At 68.8% G+C, this 19,772-nt stretch carries 23 protein-coding genes; 12 read left to right on the top strand and 11 right to left on the bottom strand.

Going from position 1 to position 19,772, the window contains the following annotated elements; translation table 11 throughout:
* Positions 1-25 precede the first annotated feature (25 nt).
* From JOF42_RS09310 to JOF42_RS09300, 3 genes are read right to left on the bottom strand one after another with little or no spacing between them, the layout of a single operon-like run.
* Positions 26-886: a CPBP family intramembrane glutamic endopeptidase gene (locus JOF42_RS09310; protein WP_210097605.1), complete on the bottom strand. Its 861-nt coding sequence runs from the start codon at positions 884-886 to the stop codon at positions 26-28.
* Complete coding sequence (gene trmB / locus JOF42_RS09305) at positions 883-1,608, bottom strand: tRNA (guanosine(46)-N7)-methyltransferase TrmB (protein ID WP_210097604.1); 726 nt, start codon at positions 1,606-1,608, stop codon at positions 883-885. The genes JOF42_RS09310 and trmB overlap by 4 nt, the downstream gene beginning before the upstream one ends.
* A 43-nt stretch (positions 1,609-1,651) precedes the next feature.
* Entirely contained in the window at positions 1,652-2,491 is an 840-nt protein-coding gene (locus tag JOF42_RS09300) for a DUF3097 domain-containing protein (protein ID WP_210097603.1), read from the bottom strand.
* Between the two features lie 122 nt (positions 2,492-2,613).
* On the opposite strand from JOF42_RS09300, the gene JOF42_RS09295 reads away from it, so the two are divergent.
* The 4 genes from JOF42_RS09295 to JOF42_RS09280 all read left to right on the top strand — a co-directional run bounded on the left by JOF42_RS09295 (position 2,614) and on the right by JOF42_RS09280 (position 6,807).
* Complete coding sequence (locus JOF42_RS09295; RefSeq protein WP_210097602.1) at positions 2,614-4,659, top strand: TPM domain-containing protein; 2,046 nt, start codon at positions 2,614-2,616, stop codon at positions 4,657-4,659.
* A gap of 55 nt (positions 4,660-4,714) precedes the next feature.
* Positions 4,715-5,458: a PspA/IM30 family protein gene (locus JOF42_RS09290; protein ID WP_053095704.1), complete on the top strand. Its 744-nt coding sequence runs from the start codon at positions 4,715-4,717 to the stop codon at positions 5,456-5,458.
* 66 nt (positions 5,459-5,524) lie between these two features.
* Entirely contained in the window at positions 5,525-6,328 is an 804-nt protein-coding gene (locus JOF42_RS09285; RefSeq protein WP_210097601.1) for an arginase family protein, read from the top strand.
* Entirely contained in the window at positions 6,325-6,807 is a 483-nt protein-coding gene (locus tag JOF42_RS09280) for a Fe-S oxidoreductase (RefSeq protein ID WP_210097600.1), read from the top strand. Before JOF42_RS09285 ends, JOF42_RS09280 begins: the two co-directional genes overlap by 4 nt.
* On the opposite strand, the gene JOF42_RS09275 is transcribed toward JOF42_RS09280, so the two are convergent.
* From JOF42_RS09275 to JOF42_RS09265, 3 genes are read right to left on the bottom strand one after another with little or no spacing between them, the layout of a single operon-like run.
* Positions 6,765-7,235, bottom strand: coding sequence for an SIP domain-containing protein (locus tag JOF42_RS09275; RefSeq protein ID WP_210097599.1), 471 nt, complete (start codon positions 7,233-7,235; stop codon positions 6,765-6,767). The two genes, JOF42_RS09280 and JOF42_RS09275, sit on opposite strands and share 43 nt — an antisense overlap.
* Before the next feature lie 33 nt (positions 7,236-7,268).
* Positions 7,269-7,991: a tyrosine-protein phosphatase gene (locus JOF42_RS09270; protein WP_210097598.1), complete on the bottom strand. Its 723-nt coding sequence runs from the start codon at positions 7,989-7,991 to the stop codon at positions 7,269-7,271.
* Positions 7,988-8,464: a carboxymuconolactone decarboxylase family protein gene (locus tag JOF42_RS09265; RefSeq protein ID WP_210097597.1), complete on the bottom strand. Its 477-nt coding sequence runs from the start codon at positions 8,462-8,464 to the stop codon at positions 7,988-7,990. Before JOF42_RS09265 ends, JOF42_RS09270 begins: the two co-directional genes overlap by 4 nt.
* A gap of 171 nt (positions 8,465-8,635) precedes the next feature.
* Here JOF42_RS09265 and JOF42_RS09260 point away from each other — a divergent pair, with 171 nt between their 5' ends.
* The 6 genes from JOF42_RS09260 (at position 8,636) to JOF42_RS09235 (ending at position 14,581) form a co-directional block, all read left to right on the top strand.
* The gene (locus JOF42_RS09260; protein ID WP_210099151.1) at positions 8,636-9,562 is read left to right on the top strand and encodes an alpha/beta fold hydrolase; all 927 of its coding nucleotides are present in this window, start codon (positions 8,636-8,638) and stop codon (positions 9,560-9,562) included.
* A gap of 92 nt (positions 9,563-9,654) precedes the next feature.
* A complete protein-coding gene (locus JOF42_RS09255; protein WP_210097596.1) occupies positions 9,655-11,175 on the top strand; it encodes an ABC transporter substrate-binding protein in 1,521 nt (506 codons plus the stop codon).
* 13 nt (positions 11,176-11,188) lie between these two features.
* Positions 11,189-12,136 carry an ABC transporter permease gene (locus JOF42_RS09250; protein WP_210097595.1) on the top strand — a complete coding sequence of 316 codons (948 nt, stop codon included), beginning with the start codon at positions 11,189-11,191 and terminating at the stop codon, positions 12,134-12,136.
* Positions 12,133-13,002 carry an ABC transporter permease gene (locus JOF42_RS09245; RefSeq protein ID WP_210097594.1) on the top strand — a complete coding sequence of 290 codons (870 nt, stop codon included), beginning with the start codon at positions 12,133-12,135 and terminating at the stop codon, positions 13,000-13,002. The genes JOF42_RS09250 and JOF42_RS09245 overlap by 4 nt, the downstream gene beginning before the upstream one ends.
* Complete coding sequence (locus JOF42_RS09240; RefSeq protein ID WP_210097593.1) at positions 12,999-13,790, top strand: ATP-binding cassette domain-containing protein; 792 nt, start codon at positions 12,999-13,001, stop codon at positions 13,788-13,790. Before JOF42_RS09245 ends, JOF42_RS09240 begins: the two co-directional genes overlap by 4 nt.
* Positions 13,787-14,581 (top strand): ABC transporter ATP-binding protein, encoded by a 795-nt coding sequence (locus JOF42_RS09235; RefSeq protein ID WP_210097592.1) that lies wholly within the window; start codon positions 13,787-13,789, stop codon positions 14,579-14,581. The genes JOF42_RS09240 and JOF42_RS09235 overlap by 4 nt, the downstream gene beginning before the upstream one ends.
* A 9-nt stretch (positions 14,582-14,590) precedes the next feature.
* On the opposite strand, the gene JOF42_RS09230 is transcribed toward JOF42_RS09235, so the two are convergent.
* Genes JOF42_RS09230 through JOF42_RS17910 form a run of 5 tightly spaced genes read right to left on the bottom strand, consistent with a single transcriptional unit; the run spans position 14,591 to position 17,676 of the window.
* Positions 14,591-15,208, bottom strand: a complete 618-nt coding sequence (locus tag JOF42_RS09230; RefSeq protein WP_210097591.1) for a GNAT family N-acetyltransferase — start codon at positions 15,206-15,208, stop codon at positions 14,591-14,593.
* A 4-nt stretch (positions 15,209-15,212) separates the two neighbouring features.
* Complete coding sequence (locus JOF42_RS09225; protein WP_210097590.1) at positions 15,213-15,923, bottom strand: uracil-DNA glycosylase; 711 nt, start codon at positions 15,921-15,923, stop codon at positions 15,213-15,215.
* A gap of 3 nt (positions 15,924-15,926) precedes the next feature.
* The gene (locus JOF42_RS09220) at positions 15,927-16,709 is read right to left on the bottom strand and encodes an SDR family oxidoreductase (protein WP_210097589.1); all 783 of its coding nucleotides are present in this window, start codon (positions 16,707-16,709) and stop codon (positions 15,927-15,929) included.
* Entirely contained in the window at positions 16,703-17,254 is a 552-nt protein-coding gene (locus tag JOF42_RS17915) for a DMT family transporter (RefSeq protein ID WP_307803575.1), read from the bottom strand. Before JOF42_RS17915 ends, JOF42_RS09220 begins: the two co-directional genes overlap by 7 nt.
* On the bottom strand, positions 17,167-17,676 hold the full coding sequence (locus JOF42_RS17910) for an EamA family transporter (RefSeq protein WP_245340771.1): 510 nt from the start codon (positions 17,674-17,676) through the stop codon (positions 17,167-17,169). The genes JOF42_RS17915 and JOF42_RS17910 overlap by 88 nt, the downstream gene beginning before the upstream one ends.
* 34 nt (positions 17,677-17,710) lie before the next feature.
* Between JOF42_RS17910 and JOF42_RS09210 the strand changes: the two genes are divergently transcribed.
* Both JOF42_RS09210 and JOF42_RS09205 read left to right on the top strand, forming a co-directional pair.
* Positions 17,711-18,301, top strand: coding sequence for a TetR/AcrR family transcriptional regulator (locus JOF42_RS09210; protein WP_210097588.1), 591 nt, complete (start codon positions 17,711-17,713; stop codon positions 18,299-18,301).
* Between the two features lie 143 nt (positions 18,302-18,444).
* Entirely contained in the window at positions 18,445-19,767 is a 1,323-nt protein-coding gene (locus JOF42_RS09205) for a bifunctional o-acetylhomoserine/o-acetylserine sulfhydrylase (protein WP_210097587.1), read from the top strand.
* Positions 19,768-19,772: the final 5 nt, after the last annotated feature.

Below are 19,772 nucleotides of genomic sequence, written 5' to 3'. Positions count from 1 at the left end.
TGTCGATCGTATCGACCGCGGGCACTCAGAGCAGGAAGATCGGCAGCAGCCCCGGATTGTGGGCATGCACGAGCACCGCGAACACCACGGCGTCGAAGAGCAGGTGCACCGTCACGACGTAGGCGAGCGAATGCGTCCTCACGAAGATGAAGCCCTGGAGCAGCGCGAACGGGATCGTCAGCAGCGGGCCCCACTCGCGGTAGCCGAGTTCCCACAGGAACGAGACGAACACGATCATCTGCAGCACGTTCGCGAGCGCATCGGGGAAGTGTCGGCGCAGCAGGGCGAAGACCGTGCAGATGAAGAACAGCTCATCCCAGATCCCGACCGCGCCGACGCCGACGAAGAGCCGGGCGATGAGGTCGGGCGAGTCCACGACCGGCCAGTTCTGATACACGCCGCTCGAGATGAAGTAGAACGGCAGGATCAGCCAGCCGAGCACCAGCACTGCGATCAGCCAGCCCCACTGCAGACGGCCCCACCGCCGGTGCGTGCGCCAGGGGAAGCTGATCGCACGGTCACGGAACACGAAGCGCGACACGAGGTACGGCACCGCGACCGCGCCGCCGAGGGCGAGCGTGAAGCGCAGCATGGCGAGGTTGTCGAGCTCGGCTGCGAGCGGGATCACGCTCACGATGAGCATGCCCAGCGCGATCAGGGAGAGGTCGCGGGTGAGCGATGGCTGACGCGTTCCGGCGCTCACGGTCTGCTCAGCCGCACCAGGGCGTCCTCGTTCGACGAGCCAGGCTCCCCCGATGCCCAGCGCGAGCAGCACCCATCCGAGCCACGCGATCTGCGCGACGAAGAACGCCGGCGCGGCGGCGCAGACCAGCAGCGCAGGAGCGACGGCAGGCCAGCTCGTCGAGGTGCGCTGCGCGTCGGTCACGCGCGCGACTTCCGCCGATACACGAGGTCGCGGATGTCGCGCCCCTTGGCGATCCCCTTGCGTTCGAAGGCGGTCATCACCCGTCCGTCGAACCGCTCGGCCCACTCGCCGTCGAAGGCTCGCTCGAGCAGGGGGTCGGCGTCGAGGACCTCGCGCATCTGCAGCGCGTAGTCCTCCCAGTCCGTGGCGAGACGCAGCAGTCCCCCGTCGCGAAGGGCCCGTGCGGCGGTCTCACCGAACCCCTGGCGCACGAGCCGGCGCTTGGTGTGCTTCTTCTTGTGCCACGGGTCGGGGAAGAAGATCCAGACCTCGGCTGCCGCAGCCTCGGGCAGGTACGACGAGAGCACCTCGGGTGCGTTCGCCTCGACGACGCGGACATTGCGCGCGCCCTCTCGATCGGCGTCGAGCATCGTGCGGGCGAGCCCTGCTCGGAAGACCTCGACGGCGAGGAAGTCGTCGTCGGGTCGAGACGAGGCGGCGGCGACGATGGCGTGCCCCTGTCCCGAGCCGATCTCGACGTAGAGATCGGCGTCACGGCCGTACTCGGCGCTCGGGTCCAGACGGGCCTCCGGATGCACCGAGGTCCACGCGACGTCGCGTGGCACGTCGAGGAGGTAGTGCGGGCCGAGCTCGTCGAAGGCGCGTTCCTGCGCGTCCGACATCCGGCCGCTGCGGCGTACGAACGAGACCGGTTCGTCGCGGAAGGTGCGGGGTTCGGGCATGATTCCAGGGTAGTCGGCGACGCCCGGCGCCACGGACCGTGGATCAGGCGGCGGGGGCGGTCACGAAGTCGATGAGCTCTTCGACCCTGCCCAGCAGCGCCGGTTCGAGATCGCGGTATGTGTGCACCTTCGACAGGATGTGCTGCCAGGCGCGGCCCGTGTCGCCCTGCGTCTCGTACGGCCAGCCGAACGCCCGGCAGATGCCGGTCTTCCAGTCGGTCCCCCGCGGGATCTCCGGCCACTTCGCGATCCCCAGCGCCCGCGGCGTCACACACTGCCAGACGTCGACGAACGGATGCCCGACGATGCGCACATGCCTCCCATGAGGGCCGCGCGCGACGGCGTCGGCGATGCGCGACTCCTTCGAGCCGGGTACCAGATGGTCGACGAGCACGCCGTATCGTCGGGAGTCGCTCGGCGGCTCCGCCGCGAGCAGCTCATCGAGCAGATCCACGCCCTGCAGGAACTCGACGACCACGCCCTCGACACGCAGATCCGCTCCCCACACCTTCTCGACGAGCTCGGCATCGTGCTTGCCCTCGACGAGGATGCGACTCGGCAGAGCGGTGCGCGCACGCTGGTCGGCGACCACGAAGGATCCGGATGCCGTGCGCCGCAACCCCTGCTCCCTCGGGGCGGGGACGGTGAGGCGCACCGGCGATCCGTCGATGAGGAATCCGCCGCCGAGCGGGAAGAGCCGCTTGCGGCCGAGACGATCCTCGAGTTCGACGTTGCCGCCCTGCACACGCGTGACAGCACCGCAGTAGCCGTCGTCCGCGACCTCGACGACGAGGTCGAGCTCGGCCGGCACCTGCGGCACCGGCTTCGCCGCGCGCTCCCGCCAACCAGCCGCGAGCACATCCGATCCGTACCTGTCGTCCATGCCCTCCAGCGTATGTGTCTCCGCTGAGGGCGAACGGCTATCGCCGCTCGGATGCTGTCGCGTGTCGGCGTGTGTGCATAGACTCGTGCCATGGGGCTCGGCTGCCGGTCGGAGGGAACACGATGAAGACACGGTGGCTGGCGCTGGCCGCACTGACCGCGGCCGCGGCGGCCGGAGTCTTCTCCGCTTCTGCGGCATCCGCGACCGATCCGCTCACCCTCGACTCCGGCTACGTCACCGATGAGGCGGGTGTGCTGTCGCCGGACCAGGAGGATGCGGTCGAGGCGAGGCTGCAGACCCTCAGCGACAACTCCTCCGCAGACCTCTTCGTGGTCCTCGTCGACGACTTCACCTCTCCCACCGACAACGTCGAGTGGGCAGACACGGTGGCTCAGAACAACAACCTCGGGTCCGAGCAGTACCTGCTCGCCATCGCGGTCGAGGGCCGCAGCTACTACATCTCTGCAGCCTCCGACGGCCCGCTCAGCGACAGCAAGCTCGACGACGTCGAGGAGAAGATCCAGAGTCTGGCCACTCAGAACGACTGGGAGGGCGCGATCGTCCTCGCGGCCGACGAGATCCAGGGCGACGGTGGGGCCGGCGCACTCCGCGCGACGCTCATCGTCGCGGGGATCATCGCTCTCGGTCTGATCGTGTGGCTGATCGTCGCGCTCATCCGCCGCTCCCGGCGCAGCGCCGAGATCCGCCGGCGAGGTGCGATGCCCGAGAAGCCCGACCCGAACGACCCGTTCTCGACCCTGACCGACGAGCAGGTGCAGACGCAGGCGGGCGCCGCGCTCGTGCAGGCGGACGACGCGATCACGTCGAGTCGCGAGGAGCTCGGCTTCGCCGTGGCGCAGTTCGGCGAAGCCGCCACCGCAGAGTTCAGCGGTGCCGTCGAGACCGCCAAGGCGAAGATGTCGGAGGCCTTCGACCTCAAGCAGAAGCTCGACGACGAGATCGAGGACACGGTCCACGACCGCCGCGCCTGGCACATCCGCATCATCGGGATCTGCGATGAGATCGACGACGTCCTCGACGACAACACCGAGGCGTTCGACGCGTTGCGCAAGCTGGAGCAGAACGCTCCGCAGGAGCTCGAGCGCGTCCGTGGCGAGCGCGCGACGCTCGACCCGGTGCTCGCGGGTGCGGCGCAATCGCTCGCGGCACTCTCCGCCACCTACGATCAGGCGGCACTCGCGACCGTCGTCGAGAATCCCACCCAGGCGCAGGAGCGCGCGGCGCTCGCCGACCGATCGCTCGCCGCGGCCGCAGACGCGATCGCGGCAGGGCGCTCCGGTGAAGCGGCGTTCGCGATCCGCACGGCCGAGCAGTCCGTCGCGCAGGCGACCCAGCTCGTCCAGGCGATCACGGCGCTGGGCACGGAACTGGCGAACATCGAATCCCAGGCTCAGGCGCTGGTCGCAGAGCTTCAGGGCGACATCGCCGCCGCGCAGCAGCTTCCCGACTCCGCCGGGGCCATCTCCGCGGTCGCCGCAGGAACCACGCAGCAGCTGCAGCAGGCGCAGGCGAATCTGACCGGATCATCGCGCAGCCCGCAGAGAGTCCTCGAAGCACTGACCGCAGCGAACGCGCAGATCGATGCCGCGATCGCGCAGGGAACGCAGGCCCTCGAACGGTCCAGGCGTGCGCAGCAGATGCTCGAGCAGACGCTCGCGCAGGCGGGATCCGAGATCCGAGCGGCGCGTGAGTACATCGAGACCCGCCGAGGAACGGTCGGCTCCACGGCGCGCACCCGGCTCTCGCAGGCCGAAGCAGCCCTCACCCAGGCGCTCGACCTCCGCTCCTCGAACCCCGAGGCCGCGCTCACCGAGGCCGGGCGCGCGCTCGACCTCGCCAGGCAGGCGACCTCGTCCGCGCAGGCCGACGTCGAGGCGATGAACCCGAGCCGCTACGAGAACGACGGCTGGGGCGGCGGCGGCGTCTTCGGCGGCGGCAACCCAGGAGGCTCCTCCGGCCTCGGCGGCGACATCCTCGGCGGCATCATCGGCGGCCTCCTGTCGGGCGGCGGCGGAGGTGGCGGCTCCTCTCGGAGCAGCAGCTGGCGATCCAGCGGTGGCGGCGGATTCCGCAGCTCCGGTTTCGGCGGAGGCGGCGGGAGCCGTTCCAGCGGCCGCAGCGGCCGTTCGGGAGGACGACGCTTCTGAACCGCACACACCACGACCCCAGACATCGAGTCCGACCCTCTGAAAGGAACCACGCATGACCAAGCAGTCCATCTTCGGACGTATCTCGACCCTCGTCCGCGCGAACATCAACTCGCTCCTGGACTCTGCGGAAGACCCGCAGAAGATGATCGATCAGCTCGTCCGCGACTACACGAACAGCATCGCCGACGCCGAGTCGGCGATCGCCGAGACCATCGGCAACCTGCGTCTCCTCGAGCGCGACCACGAAGAAGACGTCCAGGCGGCCACCGAGTGGGGCAACAAGGCGCTCGCAGCAAGCCGCAAGGCTGACGAGATGCGCTCGACCGGCGACGCCGCGGATGCCGACAAGTTCGACAACCTCGCCAAGATCGCGCTGCAGCGCCAGATCAGCGCCGAGCGCGAGGCCACCGGTGCCGAGCCGCAGATCGCCGCTCAGACCGAGATCGTCGACAAGCTCAAGTCCGGCCTCAACGGCATGAAGGACAAGCTCGGCGAGCTCAAGAACAAGCGCAGCGAGCTGCTCGCCCGCGCCAAGGTCGCCGAAGCGCAGACCAAGGTGCAGGACGCGGTCTCGTCGATCAACGTCCTCGACCCGACCAGCGAGCTGGGCCGCTTCGAAGACAAGGTCCGCCGCCAGGAGGCTCTCGCTCAGGGCAAGATCGAGCTCGCAGCCTCCAGCCTCGACGCGCAGTTCGAGAGCCTCGAGGATCTCGGGGAGCTCACCGAGGTCGAGGCGCGTCTCGCCGAGCTGAAGGCGGGCGGCTCCGCCCCCCGTCAGGCCATCGAAGGTTCCTGACACATCTCGCGGATGCCCCGGACCCGTGCGTCCGGGGCATCCGCTCTTTCATAGCTGGAGGCACCCATGGTGCGATTCCTCGTCGTCCCGCAGTGGCAGGGCTCCCCTGCACCGCGCGCGATGCTCCTCGTCGACGGCGCGTCGGCGATCGCGGGTGATCTTCCACGTGCGTCGACCACCGTGCTCGATGTGCCCGTCGAAGCCGGCGAGTCACTCGGCACAGGCGTGCGCCGGCTCAGCGCCCTTCTGCGCACGCGCGAGCTCGTCCACGAGGCCATGACGGCCGACACCGTCGTGGTGGGAGGGGACTGCAGCGTCACCGTCGCTGCCCTCGCCGCCCTACCCGGCGGCACCGACGATCTCGCCGTCGTGTGGTGCGACGCGCATGCCGACATGAACACCCCCGAGACGTCGCCGTCCGGTGCGTTCTCCGGCATGTCGCTGCGAGCCGTACTCGGCGAAGGAGAACCGCAGCTCGCGTTGGCCCCCGGCATCCCGCGGGATCGCGTGATCACCGTCGGCATGCGCGACCTCGACGATGCCGAGGTCGCCGCACTCGACGACCTCGTACAGCTCTCGGTGAACGACCTCGATGACGTCGATTCCCTCGCCGACGCCGTCGAAGCCACAGGCGCGAGCCGCGTCTGGGTGCACATCGACGTCGATGTGCTGGATCCGGCCGAGATCGCCGGCGTCTCCTCCCCCTCGCCGTTCGGCCTTTCTCCCGCGGCGCTGAGCGCGGCGGTGCGTGCGCTCAGGACACGCGTTCCGCTGGCCGGAGCGACCATCGCCGGCTTCGCCCCTCGCACTCCGGCCGACGCGGTCGAGGATCTCGGAGCGCTGCTGCGCCTCGTCGGAGCGGTCGCATGAGCGAGGACTGGCGTCCGGCGGCTGAGCGTGCGCTCGAGCGCGGACGCCGTCTCGACCGCCGCATCCCGTCGTTCCTGCTGCGCTCGCCGATCAGTCGCGCCGGGTACTGGTGGGGCACGACGGTCGGCTGGGTCTGGGGATCACTGTGGAGCACGGGTCCGGTCGAGCGACGAGCCGGCCTCTGGGTCTTCCGCGGTATGCCGAACTGGACGTTCAACCGGGGCGGGGTGTGCGTCGGCGGATGCTTCCTGACCGGTGATGCGCGACCGAGCGATGCCGTGCTGCGCCACGAAGCCGTGCACAAAGCGCAGTGGCTCCGCTACGGCATCCTGCTGCCGGTGCTGTACTTTTTCGCCGGACGGGACCCGCTCCACAACCGCTTCGAGATCGAGGCGGGTCTGGAAGACGGCAACTACGTGCGCCGGGCGGGTGCGGCTCAGCGCTCGGAGGGAAGAAGCCCGAAGCGCTCCGGCGCGTAGATCTGTGCGGGCTGGATCTCGAGCACGCCGGTGAGGTGCTCGACGATGTCGGCTGTCCCGAGGTATCCGCCCAGCAGCGTGACGTGCGTCTCGAACTCGTCGTCGCAGAGCATCTCGTCTGCCCAGGCGCATGTCGCGCGGGCGAGCGCCTGCCCGGGTGCGCACGCGCGACCGGTGCCCGGAGCGCCGGAACGCTCACCGCGGGCGAGCCAGGTCACGGTCATGCGGCCGGGAGCATCGATCACGCCGATGTCGGCGGTCTCGGGGACCTCGATGAAGATCCGACCGGATGCGCACAGCGGCAGAGTCGCGAGGAAGACCTCGAGTTCGGCGAGCGAGTGCTCGTCAGCCGTCACCAGGTGGTGTGCGCGACGACGCGCGGCGCGGCGCTCTGCGCGCGTGCTGCGGGTCTCGAGGAAGGTCTCCATGATGCTTCCATGGTACACCAGGTGAAGGGTTGCCTAACCTTGGTCGACGATCGGTTCCACGAGAGCGTCACGCAGCGCCTCGAGCTCGGAATCGGTCATGCCGTTCGCGCGGAGGTAACCGGCCGCAGACCCCCAGCGGGCGTCGACGTCGTCGAGCAGTGCCCTCATGACCGGCGCCGGCGACTGCGTCGCCAGAGCCACGGCATGCACAGCCTCCGGATGTTGGGACCGCAGGTAGGCGGCGATGCGCTGCGACCGCTCAGGAGGAAGCTGCGACTCGGTGAGGGCGTAGTCCTCGATGATCGCCTCGCGGTCGGCGCCCACCGCGGCGAGCGCGAGCGCCACGGTCACCCCGGTGCGGTCTTTGCCGACCGTGCAGTGCACGAGGGTGGGCTCCCCCGCGGCGATGACGCGGATGGCCGCGACGAGCCGCTCACCGCTCTCCTCGAGAAGGTGCAGGTAGAGGTCTTCCAGACTCGTGTCCGTCTCGAAGAACGAGCGGACGGATCCGAGGAACAGCGGGAGATGCGTGGTGTCCGGGCCCTCGATCTCGGTGGGTTCCGCCGAAACCTCCTCTCCGTCGCGCAGATCGACGATGTGCGCGACGCGTCGACTCAGCGCTTCGGCGCCGGCCGCGCTCGCCCCCGAGAGCTGGCCGGACCTCAGGAGGATGCCGGAGCGGATGCGGCCACCGACCGCAGGCATCCCACCGACGTCACGGACGTTGTTCACGCCCTCGATGTCGACGGCCGTCATGCCTGCGCCTGCGGGGTGCGCGGCGGAACCGGGTATCGACCGGCGATGACGACGCGGTTGAACGCGTTGATCGAGACGCACGCCCAGCTCAGGGCCGCGTACTCCTTCTCGGTGAACACGGTGCCGACGCGGTTGTAGACGTCGTCGGAGATCCCCTCCTCCGAGATGAAAGTGAACGCCTCGGCGAGCTCCAGCGCGGCCACCTCACGCTCGCTGAACACGTCGCTCTCCCGCCACGTCGCGATCTGCATCAGGGTGTCGGTGTCGATCCCCGCCTTGAGCGCCCGGTCCACGTGAAGCCTCGTGCAGAAGCTGCACCCGTTCAGCTGGGAGCAGTGGATCATCACGATCTCCTTGAGCCGGTCGTCGATGCCGTTCGCGGCACAGATCTCACCGACCGTGCGGGCGAACGCGTCGAGGGCCTGATAGGCGGCGGGCTCGGTCTTGGAGAGGTGCACTCGCGTCTCGCTCATACCCCAATGATATTCCGCCGTATGGGAATCCTGGCCAAGGAGAGACACACACCTGACATGCAGAAAGACAACTCACACGCGACTCTGATCAACGTAACGCCAGGTAGTAAATCGCAATCACTTGACTCATTGCTCTCACATTTCCCGAGCGTGGGCAAACCAGAGCAGAATATGCAGGTGGCGATCGACATCAGCGAGTTCAGCTATCTTCCCGCACAGGCAGAGGCGCTGAGCGTCTCCGTTCCTTCCGTCGAGCGATTGACTCTGTCGCTCACCGACGGACGTCAGGTGAGCGCACTGCGTTTCGGCGACGGGTCGCCGCGCATCACGCTTCTGCACGGCGCGGGACTCAACGCACACACGTGGGACACGACCGTGCTCGCCCTGCACCAGCCCGTGCTCGTGATCGACCTCGCCGGCCACGGCGACTCGTCGTGGCGCGACGACGCCGACTACACCCCGCGCACGCTCGCCCTCGACGTCGCCGCGGCACTCGACGCGTGGACCGATGCACCGCAGCTGGTCATCGGACAGTCGCTCGGCGGCCTCACCGGGGCCGCGCTGGCCGCCGCACGACCGGATCTCGTCGCCGAGCTGATCGTCGTGGACATCACACCGGGGATCGACACATCGGCGGGCCCCGCCGCGCTGCGCGAGTTCTACGCGGGACCCACCGATTTCGCGACCCGCGACGAGCTGGTCGATCGGGCGATCGCCTTGGGCTTCGGCGGTGCACGCCCCGACACGGAACGGGGCGTGTTCCTCAACACCCGCGTGCGCCAGGACGGGCGCATCGAGTGGAAGCACCACTTCGCCCATCTCGCCGCGCAGGCGCTCGCAGCTCACGACGCCGGAGAAGCCTCGGCGCCCTCTGCTCTGAACACGAGCGGCTGGGATGATCTCGAGCGCACATCCGCCCCGGTCACCCTGGTCAGGGCGATCGATGGATTCGTGAGCGCGGCGGATGCGGAGGATTTCGCCCGCCGCCTCCCCGAAGCTCGTGTGGTCGCGATCAAAGCCACCCACAACGTGCAGGAGACCGCTCCGGCGGAGTTGGCTGCCCTGATCGCCGCCCGCGTCCCCACAGCAGGAATGTGACGCCCCGTTCCACATTCCGCCTCACCACCCGGACACATCCCTAGGCTCGAACCACCGGCACACAGCACCTGCCGCCCGAGAGGAAACCACCCATGTTCCGACGTACGCGACGACTCGCGCTGATCTCCGCGATCGCGGCGAGCGCCGTCATCCTCACCGCCTGCACCGGCACGGCCCAACCGGAGACGACGGCGCCGGTCGGCGAGCCGGATCCGGACGCGACGCTCCAGGTGGGACTCGTGCTCGAGCCGACCAACCTCGACATCCGCCACACGAGCGGCGCAGCCCTCGAGCAGATCCTCATCGACAACATCTACGAGGGCCTCGTGAGCCGCTCGCAGGACAACGAGATCGAGCCGCGCCTCGCCTCCGACTACGAGGTGTCCGACGACGGGCTCACCTACACGTTCACGCTGAACGACGGGATCACGTTCCACAGCGGAACCGCACTGACGTCCGCCGACGTCGTCGCCTCGTACGAAGCCGTCCGCACGGACGCCACCCTCCAGGGCAACGCCGAGTTCGCCTCGGTGGCCTCGATCACGGCCCCGGACGCGACGACCGTGCAGATCGTGCTCAGCGAGCCGAACCAGAACTTCCTCTTCTCACTCACCGGTCCTGCGGGACTCGTGTTCCAGACGGGCGACACGACCGACCTCAAGACCGCCGAGAACGGCACCGGCCCGTTCACGCTGACCCGGTGGAACAAGGGCAGCGCGATCACCTTCGCCCGCAACGAGGCGTACTGGGGTGACCCCGCAGGCGTCGCCGAGGTCGAGTTCCAGTACATCCCCGACTTCACGGCGGGAGTGAACACGGCACTCGACGGCGGAGTCCAGGTGCTGACCGCAGTCGACCCGAACCTCGCGCCGCAGCTCGAGGACTCCGGTGACTTCACCCTCACCACGGGGCGCACGACGGATAAGGCGACGCTGGCGTTCAACAACGCCAAGGCACCGCTCGACGACGTCAAGGTGCGCGAGGCGCTGCGCCTGGCGATCGACCACGAGGCTCTCGTCGAGGCTGTCGGGGCGGGGTCCACTCTCTACGGTCCGATCCCGGAGCTCGATCCCGGTTACGAGGATCTCTCGGACGTGGTCTCGTACGACCCGGAGAAGGCGAAGCAGCTGCTCGAGGAGGCGGGCCAGGAGGATCTGGAGCTCACGCTCACGATCCCGAACTTCTACGGAACCACGGTTCCGAAGGTCCTCATCTCCGACTTCCAGAAGGTGGGCGTCACGCTCGACGTCGACTCGGTCGAGTTCCCCACCTGGCTCGAGGACGTCTACACGAACCACGACTACGACCTGAGCTTCGTGCTGCACGTCGAGCCCCGCGACTTCGGCAACTTCGCGAACCCCGACTACTACTTCGGCTACGACAACGCCGAGGTGCAGAGCCTCTACACCGACGCACTCGCCGAGGTCGACCCCGACAAGTCGGCCGAGTTGCTGGCGAAGGCCGCGCGCATCGTCTCCGAGGACCACGCCGCCGACTGGCTCTACAACGGTGCGACGATCACGGCGGTGAGCCCGCTCGTCTCCGGATTCCCGGAGGACTCGATCAACTCGCGCATCAACCTCGCGGGCGTGACCGTCTCCACCGAGAAGTGACGACCCCCGCGTCGTGATCCGCTATGCGCTCGTCCGAGGAGCCCTGCTCATCGCAGGGCTCCTCGTGTCGAGCGCGCTGATCTTCCTCACGCTCCGAGTGTTCCCCGGAGACGTCGCGCAGCTCATCGCGGGCACCCAGGCCTCCCCCGCCGAGGTCGAGGCGCTGCGTGAGTCCCTGGGACTCAACCGTCCGCTCCCCACGCAGTACGCCGAGTGGATCGGCGGCATCTTCCGCGGCGACCTCGGCACGTCCCTGCTCTCCGGTGCGTCGGTGGGCGAGGAGCTGGTACTCAAGGCGCAGGTGACCGTGCCACTCGGGATCATGTCCCTGCTCATCGCCGTGCTCATCGCCGTTCCCTTCGGGATCCTCGCCGCGGTGCGGCGCGGCGGTCGGGGCGGCACGGCCCTCAGCGTCGGCGCGCAGGCTCTGGCGGCCGTGCCGGTGGTCTGGGCGGGCATGATGCTCATCGTCGTCTTCTCCGTCTGGCTCGGATGGCTCCCCCCTCAGGGCTTCCCCCGCACCGGATGGAGCACGCCCGGCAAGGCGATCGAGTCGCTGCTCCTCCCTGCACTCACGATCGGCATCGTCGAGGGCGCCATGCTCATGCGTTTCGTGCGAAGCGCCACTCTGCAGGCCGCCGGTCAGGACTTCGTGCGCACGGCTGCGGCCAAGGGCCTCACGCGTACGCGCGCGCTCATCTCGCACGGCATCCCCGCGGTGGGCCTGTCGATCATCACCGTCCTCGGACTCCAGGTCGCCGGGATCATCGTGGGATCCGTCGTCATCGAGCAGCTCTTCACCCTCCCCGGCATCGGGCGGATGCTCGTGGCCGATGTCGGGACGCGAGACCTGATCAAGGTGCAGAGCGAGCTGCTGGTGCTCACCGGATTCGTGCTCGTCGTCGGCTTCGTGGTCGACCTGATCCATCGGGCGATCGATCCCCGACAGAGAGAGGCATGATGCCCGGTTGGCTCCCGCGACTGTGGCGCACCGGCACGGGGCGTTTCGGCCTGATCGTCGTCGCGATCATCGCCGTCACCGCTCTCCTCGCGCTGTTCTGGACGCCGTTCGACCCGCAGGCGTCCGATGTGCGCAACCGCTGGGCGGTTCCCAGCTGGCCACATCTGCTGGGCACCGACGACACCGGACGCGACATCCTCAGCCTCCTCATGGCCGGTGCGCGGACCACGGTGTTCGTGAGCCTCGGCGCCGGGATCATCGCGACTCTCGTCGGCATCGCCCTCGCAGCCCTCGGCGCGCTGACCGGCCGCTGGCTCCGTGAGACCGTCGCCGTGCTCGTCGACATCCTGATCGCGTTCCCGGTGCTCCTGATCGCCATGATGATCTCCTCCGTGTGGGGCGGCTCCCTCTGGGTCGTGATCTGGTCGGTGGGAATCGGCTTCGGCGTGAACATCGCGCGCGTCACCCGCCCCGAGCTGCGGCGAGTGCAGCAGAGCGACTTCGTGCTCGCCGCTCGGGCGTCGGGACTCACGACCTCGCAGAGCCTCGTGCGTCATCTGCTCCCCAACGTCGCACCCGTGTTCATCGTGCAGCTGTCGTGGTCGATGGCCGTCGCCGTGCTCGCCGAGGCAGGACTCTCGTACCTCGGCTTCGGCGCCTCCGTCACCGAGCCCAGCTGGGGCCTGCTCCTGGCCGATCTGCAGCGCTACATCGGCGTGCATCCGCTCTCGGTCATCTGGCCGGGTCTCGCCATCACGCTCACGGTGCTCGCGCTCAACCTCCTCGGAGACGGCCTGCGCGAGGCCACCGACCCGACGCTCCGGCATCGGGCAGCGGAGATCCACACCCCGGCGGTGGTCGCATGAGTCTCGTCGTCGAGAATCTCGTCGTCCGGATCGACGGACGTCCCGTCGTCGACGGCATCTCATTCGAGGTGCCCGACGGCGCCAGAGTCGGCCTCATCGGCGAATCGGGGTCCGGAAAGTCGCTCACCGCGCTCGCCGTGCTCGGGCTGCTTCCCGACGGGGCCGTCGCGAGCGGCAGCATCCGGTGGAAGGGCACGGAGCTGATCGGGATGCCCGACCGAGAGCTCGCACGACTGCGCGGCGACGAGATCGGGATCGTGTTCCAGGAGCCGCGGACGGCGCTGAATCCCATCCGCACCGTCGGCCGTCAGATCGCCGAGTCGATCCGCATCCACGAGGGCATCGGCCGACGCGAAGCCCGCGAACGCGCCGTCCAGGAAGCCGCTCGCGTGCGCCTGCCCGACCCGGAGTCGATCGTCGACCGGTATCCGCACCAGCTCTCCGGCGGACAGCGCCAGCGTGTGGCGATCGCGATGGCTCTCGCCTGCCGCCCCCGCCTCCTCATCGCGGATGAGCCGACCACCGCTCTCGACGTCACCATCCAGGCGGAGATCCTCTCGCTGCTGCTGAGACTCGTCGAGGAGCAGGGCATGTCGCTGGTGTTCATCACGCATGATCTCGCTGTGCTCGCGCAGGTCGCCACTCAGGGCGTCGTGCTCGAAGACGGGCACGTCGTCGAGGCGGCGCCGGTGAGCACGCTGCTGAGCGCTCCGAAGTCCTCGGTCACACAGGGCCTCCTCCGCGACGCGACCGCGACCCTCTGGCGCCCCGAGGGAGGAGCACGGTGAGCCTGATCGAGGCACGATCACTGACCCGGGACTTCGTGATCCCGAAGCGGTCGGCGTTCGAGCGCACCCGCACCCAGACCGCCCTCGCCCCCACCGATCTCGACATCGTCGAAGGTTCGTCCGTCGGGATCATCGGAGAATCGGGATCGGGCAAGTCCACCCTCATCCGGTTGCTGCTCGGACTCGACCGTCCGACGGCCGGCACGGTCACGGTCGACGGCAGGACGGTGGATGCCACGGAATCGGCGAAGTCCCTGCACTGGCTGCGCCGACAGACCGGTCTCGTCTTCCAGGACCCGTATGCGTCGCTCGATCCACGGATGACCGCGGGACAGATCATCCGCGAGCCGCTCTGGGCCCTCGGCATCGACGGCGATCACCGCACCCGGGTGCACGCAGTGCTCGACAGAGTGGGGCTCGATGCGGAGATGGCCGATCGCTATCCCCACGAGTTCTCCGGCGGCCAGCGGCAGCGCATCGCTCTGGCGAGGGCGATCGTGCACGGGCCGCGCATCCTCATCGGCGACGAACCGCTCTCCGCCCTCGATGTCACGGTGCGCGCGCAGATCCTCGACCTCCTGATCGAGCTGCGACGCACCGCCGATCTGACCCTCGTGCTGGTCTCCCACGACATCGGCGTCGTGCAGAACCTCTGCGACACGGTGGTCGTGATGAAGGACGGGAGCATCGTCGAGCGGGGCTCCACCCACGACGTCCTGCTGCGCCCGACACAGGACTACACGAAGGCGCTGCTGGCGGCGATCCCGGTCATCCCGGTTCCCCCGGAATGACTCCGGCGGTCAGCGCGCCGAGCCGGTGCTGAAGAACCTGCGTCGCCGGCTCGGACGCAGCGCACGTCTCATGTAGACGGTGCCGAGGTCACGGCCGAACTTGTGACCGACGCGCCCCATGCGCCCGGCCTCGACGAAGCCGAGCTTCGCGTGCAGCCGGATGGAGGCATCCGCCTTGGTGTCGCTGATCACGGCGACCATCTCTCGGATGCCGAGCTGCTCGCACGCGTCGATGAGCGCCTGCAGCAGCGCGGCCCCGAGGCCTTTGCCTCCGGCCCCCGGCCCCAGATAGATCGAGTCCTCGACCGTGTACTTGTACGCGTTCTTGCCCGCCCACGGCTGAGCGAGCGCGTAGCCGATCACGACGCCGGTCGGTGAGACCGCGACGAGGAACGGCAGACCGAGCCTGTTCAGCAGGGCGAACTTCTCTCGCCAGTACGGGATGCTGCTGCGCCGCTCATCGAGCGTGACGACCGAGTTGCTCACGAAGTGGTTGTAGATCTCTCGCACATACGGAAGGTCTCCGGCGCGCGCGGGGCGGATCGAGTACGAGAACACCTCGGGCTCCTGCTGCGGGCGAAGATGGCGCGGCAGCACACGGCGGCGATCACCGGGCTCGAACTGCATGCGATCAGCTTAGAGGGGGCTCGCCGTCGACGCGCCAGTCGACCGGGGTCGATCCCAGAGCCTCGAGCATCTCGTTCGCCCGCGAGAACGGTCGCGAGCCGAAGAAACCCCGACGGGCGGAGAGCGGAGAAGGGTGCGCCGATGCGATCACGGGTGTGTCCCCGAGCAGCGGCTCGAGACTCGCGGCGTCCTTGCCCCACAGGATCGCCACGAGCGGCCGATCACGAGCGGCCAGCGCCGTGATCGCGAGCTCGGTCACCTGCTCCCACCCCCAGCGGCGGTGCGACCCCGCTTCGCCGGGGCGCACCGTGAGCACCCTGTTCAGCAGCAGCACGCCCTGCTCGCTCCACGCGGTGAGATCGCCGTGCGGGGCAGGAGGGATGCCGAGGTCGCTGTCGAGCTCCCTGTAGATGTTGCCGAGGCTCCGAGGCAGCGGCCGAACCTCGCGATCGACCGCGAAGGACAGTCCGATCGGGTGCCCGGGGGTGGGGTACGGATCCTGACCGGTGATGAGCACCTTGACGTCCGACATCGGACGCTGGAACGCACGGAGCACGTGATCACCCGCGGGCAGGTAGCCGCGCCCCGCAGCCTGCTCCTCGCGGAGACGCTCACCCAGTGCCGTGATGATCTCCTGAGCCGGCGAGAGGGCCTCGGCCCACTCCGCATCGATCAGACCGTCGGATGCGAGTTCGGCGAGCGTCCGTGCAGTCATCGATCAGTTGATCGGGCGCACCCGCAGCGGACCCCGCGCGAGAAGGTGGTTCGCGGACTGCGCGACGGGGCGCATCGTGATGAGATCGAGGTTCACATGGCCCGGGGCATCGAGTGCGTAGGCGATGACATCCGCGACGTCCTCCGCGCGCAGAGGAGCTTCGACGCCCGAGTACACCGCCTCGGCGGCGACCGCATCCCCACCCAGCCGGTTGAGCGTGAACTCCTCGGTGTGCACCATCCCCGGAGCGATCTCGGCGACGCGGATCGGCTCGCCGTTCAGCTCGAGCCGCAGCGCGTGCACGAGCATCGACTGCGCGGCCTTGGCGGCGTTGTACCCGCCGCCGCCGGCGTAGGCGACCTGAGCGGCGGTCGACGTCACGAACACCGTGTCGGCATGCCCGTCCGCAGCCGCGGCGCGACGGAGCGACGGCAGGAGTCCGGCGACGAGGCGCTGGCTCGCCAGTACGTTCGCGTCGTACATCCACTGCCAGTCATCCGTGGAGGCGTTCTCGACACGGTCGGTGCCGCGTGCTCCGCCGGCGACCTGCACGAGCGCATGCACGGGGCCCGAGGCCTCGAGTTCTCCGATCAGCGCTGCCACGGCATCGGGATCGGTCAGATCGCAGGCGATCGTCGACGCACCGGTCTCCTCCGAGAGGGCGGCGAGACGCGACGCGCGTCTCGCGACCCCGACGACTCCCCAGCCGCGGGCGCGCAGAGCGCGCACCGTCGCCTCCCCGATTCCCGAGCTCGCACCGGTCACCACTGCACGCCTGTTCACCATGTCTCCACCGTACGATGTTCCGGCCGGGATCGCGGGCGCACGCCCTCGGGTCGTGATTTCCGGTCGTCATCGTCTCTCCCCGCCTCGCCGACGAGGACGACGGCGACGCCCACAGCACAGAGGAGGAATCCGACGACCGTGACGACGGTGAGCGGCTCTCCCAGCAGGAGGCCACCGGCGAGAGAGGTCGCCGGCGCGATCAGAAACAGCAGCGCCTGCAGGGCGGTGATGCCCACCCGGCGCAGGAGCCACCAGTAGAGGCCGTATGCCGCCAGGGTCGGGAACACAGCGGTCAACACGACCGCGAGCCAGAACGACGCCGACGACGGCGGGGCCAGGACTCCCGCGACCCCGGCGATGACGAGCAGCAGCACCGCTGTCACCGTGACGTGCACGGTGAGGGTCAGGAGCACGCCGGTCTCGACGGTCGATCTGCGCTGCAGGAGCGTGCCGACGGTCAGGCAGGCCATCGCGACGACCGGCAGCAGGTAGGCGACGGGAGGCGCCGCAGACGACCCGAACTCCGAGCGCACGACGAGCAGCACGCCGACCGCACCGACCCCAGGCCCACCCACTGGGCACCTCGCACCCGCAGACCGAGCACCGGACCGACGAGCACGGCCACGACGAGCGGCTGCACGGCGTCGATCAGTGCGACCGTCCCCGTCGCGATGCCCGCGGCGACGGCGCCGTACACGGCGACGCAGTATCCGAACTGCGCGAAGACTCCGATCGATGCCTGAGTGCGCAGGTCACGACCGCTCACTCCCCTGCCCGCGCCGGTGAGCAGGACGACGGCGAGGAGGATCACGGCGAGCGGCACGAAGCGCCAGACGAGGAGCGTCAGCGGCGACACGTCGACAGTGGCGAACGCCGGGATGATGAAGCCCGAGCTCCAGGTCACGACGAAGGCCACCGACGCAGCGACCGTCACCATGACGCGAAGTAGACCGATCTGTTTACTCATGCTCCCGACTATACAGACTGGTATAGTCGGGAGCATGACGCAGCGCGTTCCGGAACTCGTCCCCCTCACACCGGGAGGACGACGCGTCCTCGACGCCGCCTCGACGCTGTTCTACGAGCGAGGCATCCATGCCGTCGGCGTCGACACGATCGCCGAGGCCGCCGGGGTCACCAAGAAGACTCTCTACGACCGGTTCGGGTCGAAGGAGGCTCTCGTGGTCTCGTACCTGCAGCACCGAGACGCCCGGTGGCGCGACCACGTGGCAGCAGAGCTCGCGCGGGTACCCGAGCCGGGACCGGACCGCGTACTCGCGATCTTCGATGCCGCGATCTCGTGGTCGGACGAGAACAGCCCGAAGGGCTGCAGCGCGATCAACGCACGCGCCGAGATCGGGGCCGGCAATGACGACCATCCGGTGTTCCCCGAGGTCTCCCGCCAGAAGATCTGGCTGCTCGAGGTGTTCGAGGAGCTCTGCGCCGAGGCCGGTATGCGTGATCCCCGCGCGACGGCGCAGGCGATGATGCTGCTGTACGAGGGCGCGATCGTCACGGTGGGCATGGCGACGTTCACCGAGCCGTTCGCGATCGCGCGCACCTGGGCGGCTGCGCTGCTGACGCAGGACTGAGCGGCCGACCGGCTCTGCCCTGACTCCGGGCCGTGTTCATTACGTCACATTTCCCACTCACTGTTGACAGACGCCGATGTTCCGTACTGTCGCTTGCAACGACATCAGTCGTATCGACCTTCCAACAGTTCCAGGGGGAACACATGTCCGCACCCGAGACCTGGCGTTTCGAGACCAAGCAGATCCACTCCGGCGCTGCTCCCGACCCCGTGACCAAGGCCCGCGCCACGCCGATCTACCAGACCACGTCGTACGTGTTCGACAGCGCGGACCACGCGGCGAACCTCTTCGCGCTGGCCGAGTTCGGCAACATCTACACCCGCATCCAGAACCCGACCCAGGATGTCCTGGAGCAGCGCCTCGCAGCGCTCGAGGGGGGCACCGGTGCCCTCGTCCTCTCCAGCGGCCAGGCCGCGTCGACGTTCGCGGTGCTCAACATCGCTCAGGCCGGCGACCACATCGTGTCGTCGAGCTCGATCTACGGCGGCACGTACAACCTGTTCAAGTACACGCTGGCGAAGCTCGGCATCGAGGTCACCTTCGTCGAGAACCAGGACGACCCCGAAGAGTGGCGCCGCGCTGTCCGCCCGAACACGAAGCTCTTCTTCGCCGAGACCATCGGCAACCCGCAGATCAACATCCTCGACATCCGCACCGTCGCCGACGTGGCCCACGAGGGCGGCGTGCCGCTGATCGTCGACAACACGATCGCGACCCCGTACCTGATCCGCCCGTTCGAGCACGGTGCCGACATCGTCGTGCACTCCGTCACCAAGTTCCTCGGCGGCCACGGCACCACCATCGGCGGTGCGATCATCGACGGCGGCACGTTCGAGTGGTCGAAGAACGTCGAGCGGTTCCCCGGTCTCACCGAGCCCGACCCCTCCTACCACGGCGCCAGCTACACCGCGGCCGTCGGAGACCCGCTCGCGTACATCATCAAGGCGCGCGTGCAGCTGCTTCGCGACCTCGGGTCCGCCATCGCACCGCAGAGCGCCTGGAACCTCATCCAGGGCATCGAGACGCTGTCGCTGCGCATCGAGCGCCACGTGCAGAACGCCCAGGAGATCGCCGAGTGGCTCGACAGCCGCGACGACGTCGCCTCGGTCAACTACTCCGGCCTGCCCTCCTCCCCCTGGTACGCCAAGGCCAACCAGTACGCCCCCAAGGGCGTCGGCGCCGTGCTGTCGTTCGAACTGAAGGGCGGCGTGGAGGCCGGTCGCGAGTTCGTCAACAGCCTGTCGCTGTTCAGCCACCTCGCCAACATCGGTGACGTGCGCTCGCTCGTGATCCACCCGGCTTCGACCACGCACGCACAGCTCACGCCCGAGCAGCAGCTCACCGCCGGCGTCACGCCCGGCCTCGTGCGCCTGTCGGTCGGCATCGAGAACATCGACGACCTGAAGGCAGACCTCGACGAGGCGCTCGCCGCGGCTCGTCGCGTGTCGGAGGCCGCTCGCGCCTGATCCGC

The sequence above is a fragment of the Microbacterium phyllosphaerae genome, from assembly GCF_017876435.1.
GTDB classification, from domain to species: domain Bacteria; phylum Actinomycetota; class Actinomycetes; order Actinomycetales; family Microbacteriaceae; genus Microbacterium; species Microbacterium phyllosphaerae.
The sequence above is the reverse complement of the archived record's forward strand: the minus strand, read 5'-3'. Positions and strand labels throughout refer to the sequence as shown.